This is a genomic window from Pseudomonas sp. SWRI77 (assembly GCF_014269105.1).
Classification (GTDB): Bacteria; Pseudomonadota; Gammaproteobacteria; order Pseudomonadales; family Pseudomonadaceae; genus Aquipseudomonas; species Aquipseudomonas capeferrum.
In genome coordinates, this window is sequence record NZ_JABWRV010000018.1 from 58,723 (window position 1) to 79,022 (window position 20,300).

A 20,300-nucleotide genomic window follows, 5' to 3' on the forward strand; every position below is an offset into this window, starting at 1 on the left:
CATCGTCTTCAATGATTCTGTATCACAGCAACTTCCCGCTCGGCCATCTTGACGCTGGCGCTTTGCTCGCGAACACGCTTGGCTGCAGCTTTGGACTTCACGACGAAGGTGCTGCCATTGAGGTACATGTCCTCGATCGCTTTCGCCAGTTGCTCGTGGCTTTCGGGCTCGACCACGTAGCCGGATTGGTTGTCGACGAACTCGGGTACTGCCGCGACGGCGGTAGTCACCGGTACCAGGCCTGACGACATGGCCTCATCACGGGATACGCCTTGGGTGTCCATGCGGCTCGGGCACAGGAAAATGCCGTAGTCCTTATGGGTTTGAGCGATCTCCGTGTGGTTGAGGAAGCCCTGCTGGATTTTCACGTTGGCGTAGCTGCGCAGCGGAGCCAGCGTTTCTTCAAACAGAGGGCCATCACCGATCAGGCAGAACTCCATGTCATTGAACCAGGGCTTGCTCGTCAGGCTCTGGATTGCCTTGACAGTCAGGTCGTTGGCGTAGGTCTTCGAGGTGTAAGGACGAATCGAGAGCACCTTCTTGCGCTGCTCGGCCGACTTTTCCCGATGGTCGAACAAGTCGGTGTTGATCGGGTTGTGAATGATCTCGTACTGAGCTTCCGGCAGGCGGAATCCCAGGTCTTCCATGACTTCTTCGGCGAAGTAGCGAGACACGAACACCAGCTTGAGGTTCGGGTGCATGGGTTGCAGCAGCCCACGCCAGAAGGTCATGCGTTTTTCGCTGGCGAGCTTGCCCAGGTGCAGTTGTTCGTCGGTCGCGAAGTTGAACTCACGACGCCACCAAGGCTGAATATCCGCGCCGTGTACCCAGACAGTGATGCGTGTGCTGTTCAGGAACGGACGCAGCACATTCCACATCTGCTCGTCGAGGAAATGCACGAGGATCGATTTGTAGCGATTCTTCTCGAGCATCTTCGTCAAGGTCGATGTGCAACCTGTGACTACATCGATGTTCTGGAACTCGTGGTAGCTCACGGTCTCATTGGGGCGCAAACGGAACACGTCTACATCGATACCGTGTTCCTGATAGGCCGTTACCCGGGTGTGCACGAACTTGTTGCGGTACAAGTCGGAGTAGGTCGGGTAGTGATTGGTCAGCAGCAGGTGCTCGCCACGGCCCATCATTTCAGAGGGCTGCAGGTTGCGATGCCCCAGCACCAGTGCTTTCAGGTCGGTGCTGCCCGCCGCGTAGGCGCGCAGGCCAAAACGCACGAACACAGCTTCTGGCGGAACATCGGCGGTCTGGTTGCGGTTCGGATACTGCATGACGTGGCTGATGCGCTGTTTGTCGGCATCCAGGAACAGCACGACCAACTGCAGGTTCAAGCCGGGTGTGCAGTCGAGGAACAGCTTCAGGCGGCCCTCTTCGCAACCCAGTTCATCCACACGGACTTCCTGTTGGGCGTAGATGTATTCGTGCTTGCCGTCTGCGAGCTTGGAGTGCACGCGCCAGTTATCGCCGTCGACGATCAGGTCCACGAACTTGTTGCGAATGACGCCAAACATGTCGGCCAAACCGCGGCCAGTGATCTCAGGCGCATCGTGGCTGACCTGCAGCGGCGCGATCGACTGTGCCCGGGCTTGCAGCTGATCGATGGTCATGCCCAGGTTCAGCTCGAGGTCGTTGACCTTGGTGCTGACAGCCTCGTGCTGTGCCGCGCCGTTCTCGCAGTAGTTGAACGGATCAATGGCCAACCCTTGAGCATGGGTGTACTGCAGTGATGGCAGGTTCTTCAGCCAGCTGCGCAGGGGTTGGGCGGCGACGATCTCGGTTGCCACCAGCGAACGGCGGGCGGCAAGTGTTTGCGTCGGGCGGTAGGCCTGTTCGTTGGACAGCAGTTCGGCTTGCTGGCCTTTGCAGGTGAAGTGTGCAGCTTTACCAATCACCTGGGCCCGACTGTAGCGGGTTGCCAGTGCCAGGTCGAGCAGGTAGTTGGGGCCGTAGTAGTCGCCAGGCACGAAGGCGGCAACCCAAGGGGTATTGCCGACCAGCTCACCGAGAGAACTCTTCTTCAGTTGGGCAGGCTTGAGCACCAGGATTCGCGGGTCGTCAGTCACGATGCTGCTCTGGTAGGCATCGCTGATGATGACCATGCGCACCTGGCTGTAGGTCTGACGGTTCAGGTGAGCGCGCAGCATGTCGAATTGCTGGCGATCCTGAGCCTCACAGACAACCACGATCTCCGGCAGGCGCTGGGCCTTCGAGGTGCCGGTGACCTTGCTCATGACGTATTCCAGACGCTGGGTATAGGTGTGCTCCTGCATCACTTTACGCAGGGCGGCCAGCCTCAGCTTGTCGCTGTTCAGCGGGTCTTCTGCCAGCAGTTGCAGGCGACGGAGCATCTCTTCGCCATTGTCGGTGGTCACGACCAGGTCGCCGAACAGCAGGCGCACACCGCGCGAGAAGTTGCTCACGGTCAGGGTGTTGCAGCCGAGCAGTTCGAAGACGCGTCGGGCAAACATCGATTGCGACTGTTTGATCGAGTTGAGGTTGATCGCGTAGCGGTAACCTTTGTATGCCGTATCGATTTTCTCGAAGGGCAGGGTGCCGACGATGTACGGCTGGTATTCCTCGGGGAACTGATAGTTGACATCGTTCTTGCCGAAGTTACGGTCGAAGATTTCCAGTGGGCGGAACTTCGGCAGCTCGGTGACGAAGTTGCCCAGGTCGCGGGTGCGCTCAGGGTAACGGGCGTAGTAGGCACCGGCGAAGCAGAAGGCATCCTTGCGTTCGTACAGTTCGATCGGGTTGTGCAGCGCAGGCTGGCAAGCGAACGGCAGCAGGTAGACGCGGTCGTGACCGAGTGCGCCCTTGTAGCGGTGGATGCAGTCGATATCGGTGGTGAACACGTGGTCGAACTGCTTGGCCGTGGTCAGGAAGGTCTCGAAGTGGACCGGGTCTTCCTTGTTCCAGAAGACGGTCGGCACTTTGTTCTGGCGGCACCAGGCGAGAATGTCTTGCAGCTCCTGGCCGTTGTGGCCAACCTTGCTGCCCCACAGGTCATCCTTGCCGCGCCAGGCGGACTCGATGAACAGCAGTTCTGGACCGAAGCCTTCGATTTCCACTTTCCAGTTGGCTGGCGTGAGTGGCATCAGGTCGCATTCGTAGCGGTACGAGCCGAAGGTGAACTCATCCATCACGCACGCCACTTTCAGGCGGCTGACGGGCTGGTCGGCCTGGCGCAGCAGGGTGGTGCGGCTCTGCTCGCTGGTTGCCAGGGCAGCTGGGAGCTTGAGGTAGTTCTCGTCCTGCACCACAGGTGGCGGCGGCAACAGTGCCTTGAGCGGTTCGTTGGCCAGCAGTTTCTGTTCGTTTTGCTGGCGTTGCTGGTTGGCCTTGCGGTACAGCCGCAGCAGGCGCACCGGCAACTTGACCAGGCCGCCCAGGGAGCTGGCGCTGTTCTTGATCTGGTAGCCGAGCTGGTAGGTCATGCTGGAACGCGTCTTGACCAGGCGCTGTTCTGCCAGGTGACGCTGGGTGTTGGCTCGGCCCAGGTTTTCGTTGAGCTCGTCGATCTTGCGTTGCTGAGCTGAGCTGCGTTCCAGCAGCTGATTGAGGCTGGCCTTCAACTGCGGAATCTGTTCGCCGGTGAGGGCGCGGTACTTCATGTTTGCCGCGCCAAGGCCTGCCTTGGACGAGTTGAGTTCGGCTTCCAGTTGCTGACGCAGGCCCTGCCATTCTTCGTTGGTGGCGGCGAGACTGGCTTCGGCAGCTTGGCGGCTGACGCTTTCCAGCTGGAGTTGCTCTTCGAGCATGTCTTTGGCTTGATTCAGCGACGCAATGGTCTCTGCCAGCGAGGCCCGGGCTTCTTCGGACTGGGTGTTGGCGAGCGTCAGCGCCTGCAAGCGGTCTTCCAGCACGGCACGTTGTTCAACCAAAGCATTGATGGAGTTGACTTGTGCTGCATGCTCGCGCTGGCTTTGTGCCTGAACGTCGTTCATCACCTGCAACTGGACTTCCAGCTCAGTCTGACGGTTCTGCAATGCGGTAATCGTGGTCGCGTTTACGGCATTGGCCTGCTGGTTCTGAGCCTGCAGTTCGTTCATGGTCTGGCGCTGATCGGCCAGCTCTGTTTCCAGTTCAGCTTGACGGGCTTTCAACAGAGCGATGGTCTCAGCCTGAGCAGCGTCGGCCCGTTGGGTTTGGGCCTGCAATTCGTTCATATACTCCAACTCGCTTTCAAGTTCGGCTTCCAGTTCCGCTTGGCGCATGCGCAGCGTAGTGATCGTGTCGTCTTTCTCGGCAATATCCTGATTGCTTTGGGTTTGCAGACGGGTCATTGCCTGAATCTGGTTTTCCAGCTCGGCTTCCAGTGCTGCCTGGTGTGCTTGCAAGGCAGTAATGTCTTCCATGTGGGCTGTATTGGCCTGATGGGTTCTCTCCTGTAGCTCGGCAGCCTCCAGCAGCTGGTTTTCCAGCTGTTCATGGCTCGACTGCAGCGCTGCAATGGTGTCGAGGTGCATTGCGTTGGCCTGATTGGCCAGGTCCTGCAATTCGGCGGCCTGTTGCAGTTGGCTTTCGAGGTCGGCATGGCCCGACTGCAACGCTGCAATGGTGTCGAGGTGGGCAGCGTTGGCCAGGTCGGTCTGGCCCTGTAGCTCGGCTGCCTGCTGCAGATGGGCTTGCAGGTCGGCATGGCCAGACTGCAATGCAGCGATGGTGTCGAGGTGGGCGGCTTCCTGCTCTTGAGCCTGAGTTTGGTACTCGCTCATGGCTTGCGCCTGGTCTTCAAGCTTGGCCTGGACTGCCGCTTGATGTGCGCGCAACGCCGTAATGGTGTCTATATGCTCGACATTGGTCTGTTGTGCCTGCGCCAACAGGTCGTTCGACTGTTGCCGTTGGTTTTCCAGCTCGGCTTCCAGTGCCGTCTGGTGGGCGCGCAAGTCGGTGATGGTGGCAACGTGGCCCTCGTTGACCTGCTGTGCCTCGGCCAGTTGTCCGGCTACCGAGCGGAACTGGTTTTCCAGGTCACTGTGCTGCTCACGAAGCGCGCTGATGCTATCGCCCAAGGTAGCGTTTGCTCGCTGGTCCTCGGCGCGCAGTGCAGACATCTGTTCGAGCTGGGCTGCGAGCGCATCGTGCTCCGCCCTCAATGTTTCGAGTCTTGCGGCCTTGTGCGCTGCCCGCTCTTCAGCGGCAGTTCGCTGCTGTGCCGTTGCCTGCAGTTGCTCTTCGATGGATTGATGCAACTGCTGCAAGGACTCCAGCGCTGCTTCCCGCTGGCTGAGTTCCGAGCTGAGCTGGCTGATGTGGCCGGCTTTTGCGTCGGTACTTTGCTGGGCCTCTTGCAACTGAGCCTGAGTGCTTTGCAGTTGCTCTTCCAAGGCCCGCTGCTGCTCTGCCGAGGTGGCCAGGTTGTCATGCAGTGCGCGATTGCTTTGAGCCAGCTGAGCGAGTTCGTCGCTTGCTTCGCTCAATTGCTTGCGCGCGTCTTCATGCTGGCTCAGCAGCGTGTCATATCGTTGCTCTGCGTCTGCAAGGCTCTGCACGCTGGCTTCTTCGAGCGCTGCAAACTGTTGCTCCAGAAGGGCGTACTGCTCCGCAGCCGTAATGCACTTCTGGTTTGCCTCGGCCAGTTGCGCTTTGACGGCGTCGAGTTCTTCGCTCAGTTGTTGAACGTTGCGAACGCTGGCTTCAAGGGACTCCCGGCTCGACTGTTCAAGCGAGGCGATATCCGCTTCACGTTCCTTGAGCTGACGGGAGAGGGCCTCGGCCTTCTGTGCTTCAGGTTTAAGCAGGGCTAGCTGCTCGGTCGCTACGCGATACTTCCTGTTGGCTTCTTCCAGCCGCTGTTTGATTTCCTCAAGCTCCTGGACCCGCTGGGCCTTGGCATCGAGGATTTCACGGTTGGATTTCTGCAGGGTTGCAATGTCCGCGTCGCGCGTTTGCAACTGCTTGGACAATGCCTCGGCCTTCTGGGCCTCAGGCTTGAGTTGGGCGATCTGCTCGGTGGCGCCGCGATACTTCTTGTTCGCCTCTTCCAGACGTTTGCTGATCGCGCCGATGTTCTCGCGCAGGGTGCGCTCGATGGACTCAAACGCCTTTTCCAGCTCACGTACGCGCTCGACCGTCAGCGAGTCGATGATGCCGGGTTTATGCGTTTCGCTTTTAACGGCGACAATGCCCAGCCACTTGCCCAGCATCTTGATCTCGATGATCTGCAAGTGCTCGGCCAGCAGCCGGAAAGGTTCCATCAGGTAGAACGTGTGCTTGTGGTCAATGAAGTCATTGACCCCGAACGGCACGGTGATCACCAGGCGGCCACCCTGCTTGAGCAGTTCGTTGGCCTTTTCGACGAACAGCTCCGGGCGGACCAGGTGTTCGAGTACTTCGCTGATGACGACGGTGTCGGGTTCGACCTCGAGCGTGTCCAGCGCGAGGAAGTCAGAATTGATATACGTGACGTTTTGCTGGATGTGGGCCGGCTCGGTCGACAGGTAACCCTTGGCCTCTTCGATGGCCTGCGGGCTGGTGTCCACACCGGTGACCTGGCAGCCTTCACGTGCCAGCAGCAGGGGCACGATGCCCTGCGAGCAGCCGACATCCAGGATCCGGCGCCCTTTGACCTGGGCGCAGATCCAGTGGATGCGGGCTTGGGTTTCCCGCATGAACTGATCACCCAGCTTGCCGTAATAGGCTTCCATCACACGGTCATGAATATCGGCCAAAGGTGACGGCAGCTCATTGTTCACGGTAGGTTTCTCAAGCGTGGTGTTGTTCATGCGGACTGTTCCATCAACCCTGGGTAACGCCTGCGGCGTCGATCACGAATGCAGCATCGCGGACGGTGAAGGTGCCGCGGAATTCACGGTGCTTGACCAGCAGTACGTGAATGTCGGCGCTGTCCTGGGCGAAGTCGAATTCCACGTGCTCGTGGCGCGACAGGCGCTGCGGCAGGGCTTCGATGTTCGGCTCGACCAGTTGCAGGGTGGCTTCCAGCTCGTTGCCCAGGCGCTCGGCAATGCTCAGGGCCGGGCTTTCGCGCAGGTCGTCGATGTCGGCTTTGAAGGCCAGGCCGTAGCAGGCGATCTTGACTTGCTGGGCCGATTTGCCCGGGTTCTTGATCAGGAAGTTGGCCAGGGCCATCTTGACCTTGTCGATCACCCACTCAGGCTTGCTGTCGTTGACCACACGGGCGGTACGGATCAGGCGCGCCTGCTCTGGGGTCTGGCTGACGATGAACCATGGGTCGACGGCGATGCAGTGGCCGCCTACGCCTGGGCCAGGCTGCAGGATGTTGACGCGCGGGTGGTGGTTGGCCAGGCGGATCAGTTCCCAGACGTCGATGTCCAGCTTGTCGCAGATGATCGACAGTTCGTTGGCGAACGCGATGTTCACGTCACGGAAGCTGTTTTCGGTCAGCTTGCACATTTCGGCGGTGCGGGCGTTGGTGACGATGCACTCGCCTTCGACGAAGGTGCGGTACAGGCGTACGGCAGCGTCCGAGCACTTCTTGGTCATGCCGCCGATGATCCGGTCGTTTTCGACCAGCTCACGCAGTACGTGGCCTGGCAGGACGCGCTCAGGGCAGTGGGCGATGCGGATGTCGGAGTCTTCACCGTGGGTCTGCGGGAAGCTCAGGTCCGGGCGCGCCTGGGCCAGCCAGAAGGCCATCTGCTCGGTGGCGCCGACCGGGGAGGTCGATTCCAGAATGACCAGGTCGCCCTTTTTCAGTACAGGGGCGATGGCCTTGCTGGCGGACTCGATGTAGCTCAGGTCCGGCTCGTGGTCGTCCATGAACGGGGTCGGCACGGCGATCAGGAAGGCGTCGGCAGCTTCCGGAACGGTGGAGGCACGCAGGAAACCTTCGGTCACGGCAGCGTGAACGACCATGTCCAGCTCAGGCTCGACGATGTGGATTTCGCCGCGGTTGATGGTGTCGACCGCGTGCTGGTTGACGTCGATGCCGATGACCTGCTTCTTGCGGGCGGCGAAAACGGCGGCAGTTGGCAGGCCGATATAGCCCAGACCTACGACAGAAATCTTGTTGAAGCTCATGCTGCGTCCTTGGAGTTAGAGAATACGGAAAGGGCATCGAGGATTCGCGCGCACGCTTTTCCGTCGCCGTAGGGGTTGTGGGCCACGCTCATCTCGCGATAGGTCGCTTCATCGGTGAGCAGTTGCACCAGGTGTTGCTGGATCGAGTCGACGTCGGTGCCAACCAGTTTGACGGTGCCAGCCGCGACCGCTTCCGGGCGCTCGGTGGTGTCACGCATGACCAGTACCGGCTTGCCGAGGGCTGGGGCTTCTTCCTGGATGCCACCGGAGTCGGTGAGGATCAGGTACGAGCGGCTCATCAGGTAGACGAACGGCAGGTAGTCGAGCGGCTCGATCAGGTGGATGTTGCTGACCCCGGCCAGCAGGCGGTTCACCGGCTCGCGCACGTTGGGGTTGAGGTGCACCGGGTACACCACGTCCACATCCGGGAACTGGCGAGCGGTCTGCACCAGGGCCTGGCAGATGCGCTCGAAGCCATCGCCGAAGTTTTCGCGGCGGTGGCCGGTGACCAGCACCATGCGGCGGTTGGCGTCGAGGAAGTCGAACTGGCTTTCGAAGTGGCTCTTCAGCGCTGGGCTTTCCAGCTTGCGTACCACTTCCAGCAGCGCGTCGATCACGGTGTTGCCGGTGGTGTAGATGGTCGCGGCGTCGGTGCCTTCCTTGAGCAGGTTGTCACGCGAGGTCGAGGTCGGCGCGAAGTGCAGCGCTGCCAGCGTGCCGGTCAGGCGACGGTTGCCCTCTTCAGGCCACGGCGAATACAGGTTGTTGGTGCGCAGGCCAGCTTCGACGTGGGCGATCGGAATTTGCTGGTAGTAAGCCGCCAGGCTGGTCGCCAGGGTCGTTGCGGTGTCGCCGTGGACCAGTACCACATCCGGCTTGAACTCGGCCAGTACGGGCTTGAGGCCCTGCAGGATGGCCGTGGTCACGTCTGTCAGGTCCTGGCCTGGCTTCATGATGTTCAGGTCGTAATCGGGCGTGATCTCGAACAGCTCCAGTACCTGGTCAAGCATCTGGCGGTGCTGGCCAGTAACGCAGACACGGGACTCGAAACGGTCGTCCTGGTCAAGGTTGAGGGCCAGAGGTGCCATTTTGATGGCTTCTGGGCGGGTGCCAAATACGATGAGGGTCTTGAGGGACACGGCGACGGTCTTCTTTGTGTTGAGTGAAGGCGGTTGTTACTGGGCTAGGGCTGTGAAACTCAGGGGTTATGCAAGTCGGCCGGGGGGGTTGGCCTGGCTGGCACCGCGTACGAGGAAGCGAGCGGTTCCAGTGGGGGGTGTGAAAAAAAATTCATCTTGCTCGGATCCTTCAAGCACAGCGGTTGTCCAATGGCCGCAAATTTATCACTTAGTCATCAGAATGGCATCCCGTCTGGCACGTTTTTTTCCCCTGATTCAGGGAAAATGCTTATTGACATCGAAATATCGGATCCGATTTTTCTCGGAGCAATCAACAAAAACGATTGTTTGATGTTATTCAGGCATCATGCCAATAGAGACGATGTAGCGAGAGTTTGCGACGAGCGGGTGGGGACCATATCCGGCAAGGCTTGTAGGAAAAGCAACAGCGTTTGGTCTGAATGAAACGCAGGTTAAACGGGAATTCACCTAAACGCCATCGTCTATCTCAACTAGTTCATGAAGTTAGCGCGAAATATGGCATTGCGCCATTATTTTTGGGGGCGTGAAGTTGGTTTTCTTGCTGTTCGATTCGGTAACGATTCGCCGGGGTGAGTGCCTGTTGCGAAATCAGGCGAACCGCTAGGGTTGATTGCGCAGCCACAGGAAAACGGCTGTTCGATTAGACCAACCCAAGGAATATTCATGATGCGTAATACCGTACTGTCCTACCTGCTGCTGCCGCTGTTCGCCAGCCTGTCCTTTACCCTCAGCGCCGCTCCCGCGACTACCACTGCGGTACCCGACCCAGTGCCAGTGGTCAGCCATGTGGCGGCGCAGCCGTTGCGGGTGGATCTGAACAAGGCTGATGCCGCTACCCTGCAAAAAGAGCTCAACGGGATTGGCAAGGCCAAGGCTGAGGCCATCGTTGCCTACCGGGAAACCCATGGTCCGTTCGCTTCGGTGGATGAGCTTTTGGAGATCAGGGGTGTCGGTAGCGCGTTGTTGGAGCGTAATCGCGACAAGGTGATGGTGGAGTAAGCGAAGGGGGGCTTGCCCTGCTTAATTGCGGGGCAAGCAAGGTGCTCACGCCAGGGGAGGGCTGGGGCTGGCAACAGTGGCTAGCGGTCCTGGGAATCCTTGGCATCCGCCTCGGCATTGCGCTCGTGCACCTTGCGCAGCTGGTCGTCGGTCAGCGGCAGTTTTTTCGCTGTATCTCGCAGCATCATCAAGCCACCGACAATCGAGCCGAGGGCTAAGATGAGTATCAGCCAGGCATACCAGGGCATTGTCGTTCTCCTTTGATCGTCAGTGGGCGGCGCTTGTACGCATGTTGAGCAATTGGCGGATCCTTTGGTTCAATTATAGGAGCCGTGCACCGCAGGGCCAATTCCATGACCTGCGGCCCCCAAAGCCTGCGCCACTTCGTTTACAATGCGCGCCGTTTTCGACTTGCCAAGAGACCCTGACCATGTCCGCCTGCCAGACGCCCCTGATCGTCGCCCTCGATTTCCCTACCCGTGAGGCCGCTCTGAAGCTGGCTGACCAGCTCGACCCTGCGCTGTGCCGGGTAAAGGTGGGCAAGGAACTGTTCACCAGCAGTGCCTCCGGCATCGTCGAGACCTTGTGTGCCAAGGGCTTCGAAGTGTTTCTCGACCTCAAGTTCCACGATATCCCCAACACCACGGCCATGGCGGTCAAGGCCGCCGCCGAGATGGGGGTGTGGATGGTCAACGTACATTGCTCCGGTGGCCTGCGCATGATGTCGGCTTGCCGTGAAGAGTTGGCCAAGCGCAGTGGCACCCAGCCATTGCTGATTGGCGTGACCGTGCTGACCAGCATGGAACGTGAAGATCTGGCCGGTATTGGCCTGGATGTCGACCCGCAAGAGCAGGTACTGCGCCTGGCGGCGCTGGCCGAGAAGGCGGGTATGGACGGCCTGGTGTGCTCCGCGCTGGAAGCGCCGGCGCTGAAGGCTGCGCACCCGCTGCTGCAACTGGTGACCCCGGGTATCCGCCCGGCCGGCAGCGCCCAGGATGATCAGCGCCGTATCCTCACCCCGCGCCAGGCACTGGATGCAGGTTCGGACTATCTGGTGATTGGCCGGCCGATCAGCCAGGCCGCAGACCCGGCGCAGGCGCTGGCTGCGGTGGTGGCGGAGATTCGAGGGTAAACGCCCGCGTTGATAAAAAGGCCAACACGAGCGTGTTGGCCTTTTTCATTTCCGGCTGATGCCGAGAGTACCGGGGCTGCTGCGCAGCCCTTTCCGACCGGTCCGGCGCCCCGGCAAGGCCCCGCCTACAGGGGTTAGACCTTCAACACCAGCTTGCCAAAATTCTCCCCGCTGAACAGCTTGAGCAGCGTCTCTGGGAAGGTATCCAACCCTTCCACCACATCTTCCTTGCTCTTCACCTTGCCACTGGCCAGCCAGCCGGCGATCTCCTGCGCGGCCTTGCCATAGTCCTTGGCATGGTCGAACACCACAAAGCCTTCCATGCGTGCACGGTTCACCAGCAGCGACAGGTAGTTGGCCGGGCCTTTGACGGCTTCCTTGTTGTTGTACTGGCTGATGGCGCCACAGATGACGATGCGGGCCTTGAGGTTGATGCGGGTGAGCACGGCATCGAGGATCTCGCCACCGACGTTGTCGAAGTAAACGTCTACGCCTTTGGGGCATTCGCGCTTGAGGCCGGCGAGCACGTCTTCGGCCTTGTAGTCGATGACACCATCGAAGCCCAGCTCGTCCTTGAGGTATTGGCATTTTTCGGCGCCGCCGGCGATGCCGATTACGTGGCAGCCTTTGAGCTTGGCGATCTGCCCGACGATGCTGCCCACCGCACCGGCGGCGCCCGAGATGACCACGGTGTCACCAGCCTTGGGCTGGCCGACTTCGAGCAGGGCGAAGTAGGCGGTCATGCCGGTCATGCCCAAGGCCGAGAGGTAGCGGGGCAGGGGCGCGAGGCTGGGGTCAATCTTGTGCAGGCCTTGGGGCTCGCCGGTGAAGTAGTCCTGTACGCCGAGCGCGCCGCTGACGTGGTCGCCGGGCTTGTAGTCGGGATGGTTCGAGACCACCACTTCGCCAACGCCGAGGGCGCGCATTACCTGGCCGAGGCCCACTGGGGGAATGTAGGACTTGCCTTCGTTCATCCAGCCGCGCATGGCGGGGTCGAGGGACAGGTACAGGTTGTGCACCAGGACCTGGCCTTCGCCGGGCTGTTCGGCGGGCACTTGCTCGAAGCTGAAGTCGTCACGGCGCACGGCGCCGACGGGGCGTTTGGCGAGCAGGAAGCGGCGGTTGGTCTGGGTCATGTCGGGTCCTTGTGGGCAGTGAAGGGTGAAGTGCATTCAATCTACCTTGCTGATGCAACCAGGTGGGTAACATCACTGGTAAGCATGGTAGACCAACCGTTGGCCTGATGATGCTGCCCAGCTTGGCTGGGCGCTGACTATGCTTGGCTGCGATATCACAAATGGCCGCGTCAGGAGCAAACGATGAGCATGACCTTTTCCGGCCAGGTAGCCCTGGTCACCGGCGGCGCTGCGGGTATTGGCCGGGCGACGGCGTTGGCTTTTGCCCATGAAGGCTTGAAAGTGGTGGTGGCCGACCTCGACCCGGTCGGCGGCGAAGCCACGGTGGGCCTGATCCACGATGCGGGCGGCGATGCGATGTTCATCGCCAGCGACGTGACCCGGGAGGCCGATGTGCGCCAGCTGCATGAACGGCTGATAGCCGCCTATGGCCGGCTGGACTACGCCTACAACAATGCCGGCATCGAGATCGAGCAGGGCCGTTTGGCTGAGGGTAGCGAGGCGCAGTTCGACGCCATCATGGGCGTCAACGTCAAGGGTGTGTGGCTGTGCATGAAGTACCAACTGCCGCTGCTGCTGGCCCAGGGCGGTGGGGCGATCGTCAATACCGCATCGGTGGCAGGGTTGGGCGCGGCGCCGAAGATGAGCATCTACAGTGCGTCAAAGCACGCGGTGATCGGCTTGACCAAGTCGGCGGCCATCGAATACGCCAAGAAAGGCATCCGGGTGAACGCGGTGTGCCCGGCGGTGATCGACACCGACATGTTCCGCCGTGCGTATGAGGCGGACCCGCGCAAGGCCGAGTTCGCAGCGGCGATGCACCCGGTGGGGCGCATCGGCAAGGTCGAGGAAGTTGCCAGTGCGGTGCTGTACCTGTGCAGCGATGGCGCGGCTTTCACCACCGGGCATAGCCTGACTGTGGACGGCGGAGCGACGGCGATCTGACTTGCGGTGTGTGCGTGTGTGTAGGAGCGGCCTTGCGTCGCGAAAGGGGCGCGTAGCGGCCCCATGATCTCAGCTTCGCCGCATAGATTGCTGGGGCCGCTACGCGCCCCTTTCGCGACACAAGGCCGCTCCTACAATCAGTGGCGTACCTGCACCAGCGGCTTTTCTGGCAAAGCTGCTCGGGCAGACACCACCAGTGCCAGGCTAACCAGCACACACCCCAGCACCAGCACCCCACCAAACACCAGCAAGGCCACCCGCGCGCCCAACCGGTCGCTGAGCAACCCGGTAAAGATCACCGGCAAGCTGAACCCCAGGTACGCCAGCAAGAAGAACCCGGCACTGGCCCGGGTTTTCTCGCTGCCGGCCAGTTGGTTCACCGCGGCCAGGCCGCCCAGGTAGATAAACCCATAACACGCACTGCTGGCCGCCACGGCGCCCAGCAAGACCGCAGCCAGTTGCCCGCTGTCGGCACCCCAGGCCAGCACCGCGTAGCTGCACGGCAAAATCACCAGCCCCAGCAGTGTGGCCTTCAGGCTCGAAAGGCGACGGGCCATCGGCTGGAACAACAAGCCGCAACTGATCACACAGAAGGTCGAGAACCCTGACCACGCGCTCAGGCCATGCTGGCGCAGGATCCCCGGCAGCAGGGCGATGACCAGGCCCACGCAGGCCCAGGCCAGCAGAATGGCCAGGCCATAGGCAACGCTGCCACGCGGGTAGTACGGCAGGCGCAGCATGGCGCTGCGTTGTGCCGGGCGTGGGTCGGGCAGGCGCCACACCAGCACCAGGGCAACGACGGCCAGCAGCAGTTGCAGGTGGAAGCTGCCAGGGGTCAGGCTTGGGCCGCGCAGCAGGAACAGGCTGGTAAGCGCCGCGCCCAGGCCAAAGCCCAGCGAGGTACTGGCGGTAACCCAGTTGGCAGCGCGGCCGCTGCCGTCGCTGCCCATCAGCTCGCTCATGTAGGCCGTGGCCGTGGCCGAGGCCAGGCCGGTGCCCAGGCCCAGGAACAGCCGCGCCATGCCGAGGGTTTGCAGGCTGGGGGCCAGCAGCATGAGCACGGTGGCGACCATCGACAGCAGCAGCGCGGCGATTATCATCGGCCGGCGCCCGACCCGGTCGGCCAGCCCGCCCAGGGCCAGCAGCACTGGCAGCACGCCCAGCACGTAGCCGGAGAAGGCCACTGCGGTGGCGGCGGCGCCTTGCCCGGAGAGGTCGGCGTAGGTGATATAGAGCGGGGCCTGTAGGTTGACCGCCAGAGTGATCAGGCACAGGGCGAAGGCTAATCGGGTAGAGGCGCAGGGCATGGGTGGGATCCTGAAGTTTAGGTATCTGCCCCGCGAAGAGGCCCTGCCCACACTGACCTTTATCCGCCGCCGCAACTAGACACACCCACCACCCATTTATGCTTAACTGTTCGCTCAAAATCCGCGAACACTTACCATGCACTTCTCCCTGGACCGCTCCAGCAGCACCCCCCTGGTGCAGCAACTCACCGACCACCTGCAAACCTGGATCGACCAGCAGCGCCTGCGCCCCGGGGCGCGCCTGCCGTCGATCCGTGCACTGGCGCATAGCCAGGCGGTCAGCGCGTCTTGTGTGATCGAGGCCTATGATCGCCTGGTCGCCAGCGGCTGGCTGGAGGCGCGGCACGGCACCGGTTTCTTCGTCGCCGAGCGCAAACCAGGGGGCGGGGCCGACGATGGCCAGCCCTGGGGCGAGGCCGGCGATGGTCACTGGCGGCAATTTCGCGAGGGCCATGACGAACTGCTCAAGCTCGGTTGTGGCTGGTTGCCCAACAGCTGGCGTGCCACCACCGAGCTGGCCCAGGCCGTACGCCTGGTCAGCCGCGGCAACCCGCAAGACCTGCTCGACTACTGCCCACCCCTGGGCCTGGCCAGCTTGCGCCAGCAACTGCACAAGCGCCTGGCGCGCCTGGATATCGCCGCCGGCCCGGAGCGCATCCTCACTACCCAGGGCGCCAGCCATGGCCTCGACCTGTTGGTACGCACGCTGCTGCGCCCAGGCGATACGGTGCTGGTGGAAAACCCCGGTTACTACAACCTGTTCAACCTGCTGCGCCAGCACCAGGTGCGCATGTTGCCCGTGCCGCGCCTGGCCGAGGGCCCAGACCTGGCTGCGCTGGAGCGCTTGCTTGCGGAGCATCGCCCACGATGCCTGTTCATCAACAGCCTGTACCACAACCCGACGGGCACCAGTCTCACCCCCAAAGTGGCCTACCGCCTGCTGGAACTGGCCCGCGAGCACGACCTGCGCATCATCGAAGACGACATCTACGCCGACTTCCAGGAGGGCCCGGCAACGCGCCTGGCTACACTGGACAGCGAACAGCGGGTGATCTACATGGCCAGTTTCTCCAAGACCCTGAGCAGCTCGTTGCGGGTCGGCTACCTGGTTGCCGAGCCCTTGTTGCTGGCGCGGCTGGCTGAACTGAAAATGGTCAGCGGCATCGGCACGTCGCGGTTTGCCGAGCAGGTGGTCGGGCAGATGCTGGCCAACGGCAGTTACCGAAAAAGCGTGCAACGCCTGCGGTTGCGCCTGGGTCAGCACATGGCCAAGTTGCTTGGGCAACTGGAGCAAACAGGCTGGGAGGTGTTCTGTGAACCCTATGGCGGCATGTTCGTCTGGGCCAGGGTACCGGGGCGTGACTTCGCCAGCCTCGAGCAACTGGCCCTGGAGCATTCGGTGCTGCTCACCCCTGGCAGCGCCTTCGATTGCCAGGGCGCCGCCAGCGCCTGGCTGCGCATCAATGTCGCTTACGGGCAGGATTCTCGCGCCCAGGCCTTCTTGAAATACGCAGGGCGACCCCCAGCACACTGATAGCGACACGCTCATAGCTATTTGACACTATTCTGGCGTCAGGCCCTTGTGAGTGGACTGGCATCGTTGCCACGCTTGGCCTTCGGCAAACCTGACAAGGTGAAGGGGAATCGGCGATGGGTGCGACCAAGCACGGTGTTCTGGCCAACCTGGGCATGGCCCGCAAACTGGGCCTGGGCTTTACCCTGGTGCTGTTGCTGACCCTGGCGGTGGCGGCCATTGGCATCGCCGCGTTGCACAGTGTGGGCCAGCGCTTTGACGGCTTGCGCCAGCTGGCCCAGTTCAATACCGACCTGCTCAGGTTGCGCCAGCACGAACAAACCTTTGCCCTGAGCTCTGATATCAAGCAGGCCGAGGCGTTGCGCAGCGGTTTGCAGGGGTTGGCCGAGCGCGCCCGTGGCTTGCCGGCGCTGGCGGCGGCCGAGGCTGAGCTGGGCGCTTACGGGCAGGCGTTCGAGGCCTTTGTCGAGGCGGTGCAGGCCAAGGAGCTGGCGCTGGACATGGCCAGTTGGTCAGTGTCCAGCGTGGCCAACAACCTTGATGTGCTGCAGGCCGGGCTGGCCGATGACGGCACCTACACCCTCAAACAATCCCAGGGCCAGCAGGGCGGTGAGTTTCTTGAGCAGGCTGGGCAAGTGGCGCAGGTTTCACGGTTGATGCTGCAGGCGATGGACGAAGCCCGCGTGCGCCTGGAAAAGAGCCGCAAGGGTGAAGAGGGCGTCGGCCAGGCGCGCATCGCCCAGACCCTCGAAGCGGCGAACCTGGTCGAACAGCTTAAGGGCGCCGTCAGCGATGCCGGCTACCAGAGTGTGCTGGGTGAAGTGGCCGGGCACATCGGCAGCTTCTCCGACAAGCTCAACGAATACACCGACCTGCTGGCCAAGGAGCAAGGGCTCAAGGCCGAGTTACAGGCGCGGGCCGAGCAGGTCACCGGCCGGGTCGACCAGGCCTACCTGGGACAGGAGCAGGTCTTGCAGGGCGAATTGTCCCGCAATGCCCTGGCCATTGCCCTGGCCACGGGGCTTGCACTGTTGGCCGGCGTGCTGGCTGCCTGGCTGATCACTCGCGCGGTGGTTGGCCCGCTCAAGCGCGTCATCGCCCGCGCCCAGCGCATTGCTGCGGGCGAGTTAGGCCTGGAGGCAGAAGCGCCGCGCAGCGATGAGGTTGGGCAGTTGCTGCAGGCCATGCAGCAGATGGCGGCCGGCCTGTCGGGCATTGTCAGCGGGTTGCAGCAGGGCATCGAGCAACTGGCCGGCAGCGCCCAGGCGTTGTCAGCGGTGACCGAGCAGACCAACCGCGAGGTGGGCAGCCAGAAGGAGGAGACCGAGCAGGTGGCGACCGCCATGCAGCAGATGACTGCCACTGTGCACGATGTGGCGCGCAATGCCGAGGAGGCAGCGCAGGCGGCCCAGTCGGCCGACGACAAGGTCGAGTCCGGGCAGCAGGTGGTGCGTCAGAGCATGCAGCGCATCGAACAGTTGGCGACAGCCGCAGAGGCGGCCAGTGCCGGCATCGACAGCCTCAGCGCAGAGATCCACACCATTGGTGATGTGCTCGAAGTGATCAAGAGCGTCGCTGAGCAGACCAACCTGCTGGCGCTCAATGCCGCGATCGAGGCGGCCCGTGCCGGCGAGCAGGGGCGTGGGTTCGCGGTAGTGGCTGACGAGGTACGGGCGCTGGCCCGACGTACCCGGCAATCGACCGAGCAGATCGAAACCCTGGTCGCCAGCCTGCGCGGCAATGCCCAGCAGTCGGTGGCACAGATCCGCGGCAGCACCGAGCTGGTGCGCCTGGCGGTGGCCGATGCGTTGCAGACCGAAAGCGCGCTGGGCAGCATCGCCGTGGCGGTTTCATTGATTCAGCAGATGAACCAGCAGATTGCGGCGGCGGCCGAGCAGCAGAGCTCGGTAGCCGAAGAGATCAGCCGCAGCGTCACGCAGATCCGCGGCAGTGCCGATCAGGCGGCGTTGGCGATGCAGGACAACGCCAGGTCGAGTGTCGAGCTGGCGCAGTTGGGCACTGATTTGAAAGGGATGGTGGGGCATTTCAGGTTGTGAGCCTGGCCCCTATCTCTGTTGCCTGTACTGGCCTCTTCGCGGGGCAAGCTACAAAAACCGTCAGGCTCTACGTGGGTTGAGGATCAGCAAGGTCAACACCCCCGCCACGATCCCCCAGAACGCCGAGCCAATGGAGAACAGCGTAAACCCTGAAGCCGTGACCATGAAGGTGATCAATGCCGCCTCACGCTCACGCGCCTCACCCATGGCCACGGTCAACCCGTTCATGATCGAGCCGAACAACGCCAAGGCCGCAATCGACAGCACCAGCTCTTTCGGCAGCGCGGCAAACAATGCCGCTAAGGTCGCCCCGAATACCCCGGCAATGCCATAGAAAATCCCGCACCACACTGCCGCGGTATAGCGCTTGCTCGGGTCTTCATGGGCGTGCGGCCCGGTGCAGATCGCCGCGCTGATCGCCGCCAGGTTGACCCCGTGCGAGCCGAACGGTGCCAGCAGCAACGAGGCAAACCCGGTAGCCGAGATCAGCGGCGAGGCGGGCACCTGGTAGCCGTCGGCACGCAGCACGGCCACGCCGGGCATGTTCTGCGAGGTCATGGCCACCACGAACAGCGGAATACCGATGCTGATGGTCGCCGCCAGCGAGAAGCTCGGCGTTGTCCATACCGGCGTTGCCACTTCCAGGCTGAACCCGCTGAAGTCCAGCAGGCCAAGGGCGCCGGACAGCGCGGTGCCGACCAGCAGCGCAGCCAGCACGCAGTAGCGCGGTGACAGGCGTTTGACCAGCAGGTAGCTGAAGAACATGCCAAGCACCAGCAGCGTGCGGTGCTGGGCAGCGACGAAGATCTCGCTGCCGATCTTGAACAGGATGCCGGCCAGCAGCGCCGAGGCCAACGAGGCCGGAATACGCTTGACCAGTCGCTCGAAACTGCCAGTCAGGCCGCAGATCAGCACCAACACGGCGCAGGTGATGTAGGCGCCGATGGCCTCACCATAACTCACCCCGCCCAGGCTTGTGATCAGCAGTGCGGCACCGGGGGTCGACCAGGCCACGGTGATCGGCGTGCGATAGCGCAGCGACAGGCCAATGCTGCACACCGCCATGCCGATCGACAGCGCCCAGATCCAGGACGAAATCTGCGCGCTGGTCAGCCCGGCCGCCTGGCCGGCCTGGAACATCAGCACCAGTGAGCTGGTATAGCCGGTGAGCATGGCAATGAAGCCGGCGACAACCGCCGACGGGGAGCTGTCTGCCAGGGGCCGCAGGCGGGCGGAGGTGGCATCGGTCATGAAAAAATCCTTGTAAAGATGTAAGCAGTTTTTTCAGACTAACGCGAGCAAGGTTGATCCTTGCCATACAGCGGCCATTGCTTTTAGCCGTACAGTCGCCAACTATTGGGCACGAATGCACAACTGCATGGGAGGGGAGGGCGATGTACAAGGTCTATGGGGACTACCAGTCGGGCAACTGCTACAAGGTCAAGCTGATGTTGAGCCTGCTGGGTCGGCCGTATGAGTGGCACCCGGTGGATATTCTCAAGGGGGAGACCGAGACCCCCGAGTTCCTGGCGATGAACCCCAATGGCAAGGTGCCGGTGCTGGAGCTGGAAGACGGCACGTACCTGTGGGAGTCCAACGCCATCCTCAACTTCCTTGCCGACGGCAGTGACTTCCTGCCTACCGAGCCGCGCTTGCGCACGCAGGTGTTGCAGTGGCAGTTCTTCGAGCAGTACAGCCATGAGCCTTATATTGCCGTGGCGCGGTTCATTCAGTTCTACCTGGGGCTGCCGGATGACCGGCTGGCGGAATACCGCAAGCTGCATAAAGGTGGCTACAAGGCGCTCAAGGTCATGGAGCGGCAGTTGCAGATGACGCCGTACCTGGTCGGCGACCGCTATTCGATTGCCGATGTGGCGCTGTATGCCTATACCCATGTGGCCCAGCAGGGTGGGTTCGACCTGGCGGACTACCCGGCGGTCAGGGCCTGGCTGGAACGGGTGGCCAGCCACCCTCGGCATGTGCCGATGGTGGGCTGAGCCGGCCCGTGCCT

The 20,300-nt window shown here is 62.1% G+C and carries 13 protein-coding genes; 6 read left to right on the forward strand and 7 right to left on the reverse strand.

Annotation, left to right across the window (positions count from 1 at the left end):
• Positions 1 to 8: 8 nt before the first annotated feature.
• The 3 genes from HU766_RS17575 to wecB are packed head-to-tail and all read right to left on the reverse strand — an operon-like array spanning position 9 to position 9,158.
• The gene (locus tag HU766_RS17575) at positions 9 to 6,743 is read right to left on the reverse strand and encodes a methyltransferase domain-containing protein (RefSeq protein ID WP_186659334.1); all 6,735 of its coding nucleotides are present in this window, start codon (positions 6,741 to 6,743) and stop codon (positions 9 to 11) included.
• Positions 6,744 to 6,756: 13 nt separating this feature from the next.
• Complete coding sequence (gene wecC / locus HU766_RS17580) at positions 6,757 to 8,019, reverse strand: UDP-N-acetyl-D-mannosamine dehydrogenase (protein WP_033700671.1); 1,263 nt, start codon at positions 8,017 to 8,019, stop codon at positions 6,757 to 6,759.
• Positions 8,016 to 9,158: a UDP-N-acetylglucosamine 2-epimerase (non-hydrolyzing) gene (gene wecB / locus HU766_RS17585; protein ID WP_033700669.1), complete on the reverse strand. Its 1,143-nt coding sequence runs from the start codon at positions 9,156 to 9,158 to the stop codon at positions 8,016 to 8,018. Before wecB ends, wecC begins: the two co-directional genes overlap by 4 nt.
• A 687-nt stretch (positions 9,159 to 9,845) precedes the next feature.
• On the opposite strand from wecB, the gene HU766_RS17590 reads away from it, so the two are divergent.
• Positions 9,846 to 10,178 (forward strand): ComEA family DNA-binding protein, encoded by a 333-nt coding sequence (locus tag HU766_RS17590; RefSeq protein ID WP_033701499.1) that lies wholly within the window; start codon positions 9,846 to 9,848, stop codon positions 10,176 to 10,178.
• A gap of 80 nt (positions 10,179 to 10,258) precedes the next feature.
• Here HU766_RS17590 and HU766_RS17595 read toward each other — a convergent pair whose 3' ends face one another.
• Positions 10,259 to 10,426, reverse strand: a complete 168-nt coding sequence (locus tag HU766_RS17595; protein ID WP_077068581.1) for a DUF2897 family protein — start codon at positions 10,424 to 10,426, stop codon at positions 10,259 to 10,261.
• Positions 10,427 to 10,608: 182 nt separating this feature from the next.
• On the opposite strand from HU766_RS17595, the gene pyrF reads away from it, so the two are divergent.
• On the forward strand, positions 10,609 to 11,310 hold the full coding sequence (gene pyrF / locus HU766_RS17600; protein ID WP_047581794.1) for an orotidine-5'-phosphate decarboxylase: 702 nt from the start codon (positions 10,609 to 10,611) through the stop codon (positions 11,308 to 11,310).
• A gap of 134 nt (positions 11,311 to 11,444) precedes the next feature.
• On the opposite strand, the gene HU766_RS17605 is transcribed toward pyrF, so the two are convergent.
• On the reverse strand, positions 11,445 to 12,446 hold the full coding sequence (locus tag HU766_RS17605) for an NADP-dependent oxidoreductase (RefSeq protein WP_047581796.1): 1,002 nt from the start codon (positions 12,444 to 12,446) through the stop codon (positions 11,445 to 11,447).
• 183 nt (positions 12,447 to 12,629) lie between these two features.
• On the opposite strand from HU766_RS17605, the gene HU766_RS17610 reads away from it, so the two are divergent.
• Positions 12,630 to 13,391, forward strand: a complete 762-nt coding sequence (locus tag HU766_RS17610; RefSeq protein WP_186659336.1) for an SDR family oxidoreductase — start codon at positions 12,630 to 12,632, stop codon at positions 13,389 to 13,391.
• 137 nt (positions 13,392 to 13,528) lie between these two features.
• Here the strand turns inward: HU766_RS17610 and HU766_RS17615 are convergent, their stop codons facing one another.
• A complete protein-coding gene (locus HU766_RS17615) occupies positions 13,529 to 14,698 on the reverse strand; it encodes an MFS transporter (RefSeq protein ID WP_186659338.1) in 1,170 nt (389 codons plus the stop codon).
• A 136-nt stretch (positions 14,699 to 14,834) separates the two neighbouring features.
• On the opposite strand from HU766_RS17615, the gene HU766_RS17620 reads away from it, so the two are divergent.
• Both HU766_RS17620 and HU766_RS17625 read left to right on the forward strand, forming a co-directional pair.
• Positions 14,835 to 16,232, forward strand: coding sequence for a PLP-dependent aminotransferase family protein (locus HU766_RS17620; protein WP_186659340.1), 1,398 nt, complete (start codon positions 14,835 to 14,837; stop codon positions 16,230 to 16,232).
• A gap of 116 nt (positions 16,233 to 16,348) precedes the next feature.
• The gene (locus tag HU766_RS17625; RefSeq protein ID WP_186659342.1) at positions 16,349 to 18,289 is read left to right on the forward strand and encodes a methyl-accepting chemotaxis protein; all 1,941 of its coding nucleotides are present in this window, start codon (positions 16,349 to 16,351) and stop codon (positions 18,287 to 18,289) included.
• 60 nt (positions 18,290 to 18,349) lie between these two features.
• Here the strand turns inward: HU766_RS17625 and HU766_RS17630 are convergent, their stop codons facing one another.
• The gene (locus HU766_RS17630) at positions 18,350 to 19,540 is read right to left on the reverse strand and encodes a benzoate/H(+) symporter BenE family transporter (protein ID WP_186659344.1); all 1,191 of its coding nucleotides are present in this window, start codon (positions 19,538 to 19,540) and stop codon (positions 18,350 to 18,352) included.
• 143 nt (positions 19,541 to 19,683) lie between these two features.
• Here HU766_RS17630 and HU766_RS17635 point away from each other — a divergent pair, with 143 nt between their 5' ends.
• Entirely contained in the window at positions 19,684 to 20,286 is a 603-nt protein-coding gene (locus HU766_RS17635; RefSeq protein ID WP_186659346.1) for a glutathione S-transferase family protein, read from the forward strand.
• Positions 20,287 to 20,300: the final 14 nt, after the last annotated feature.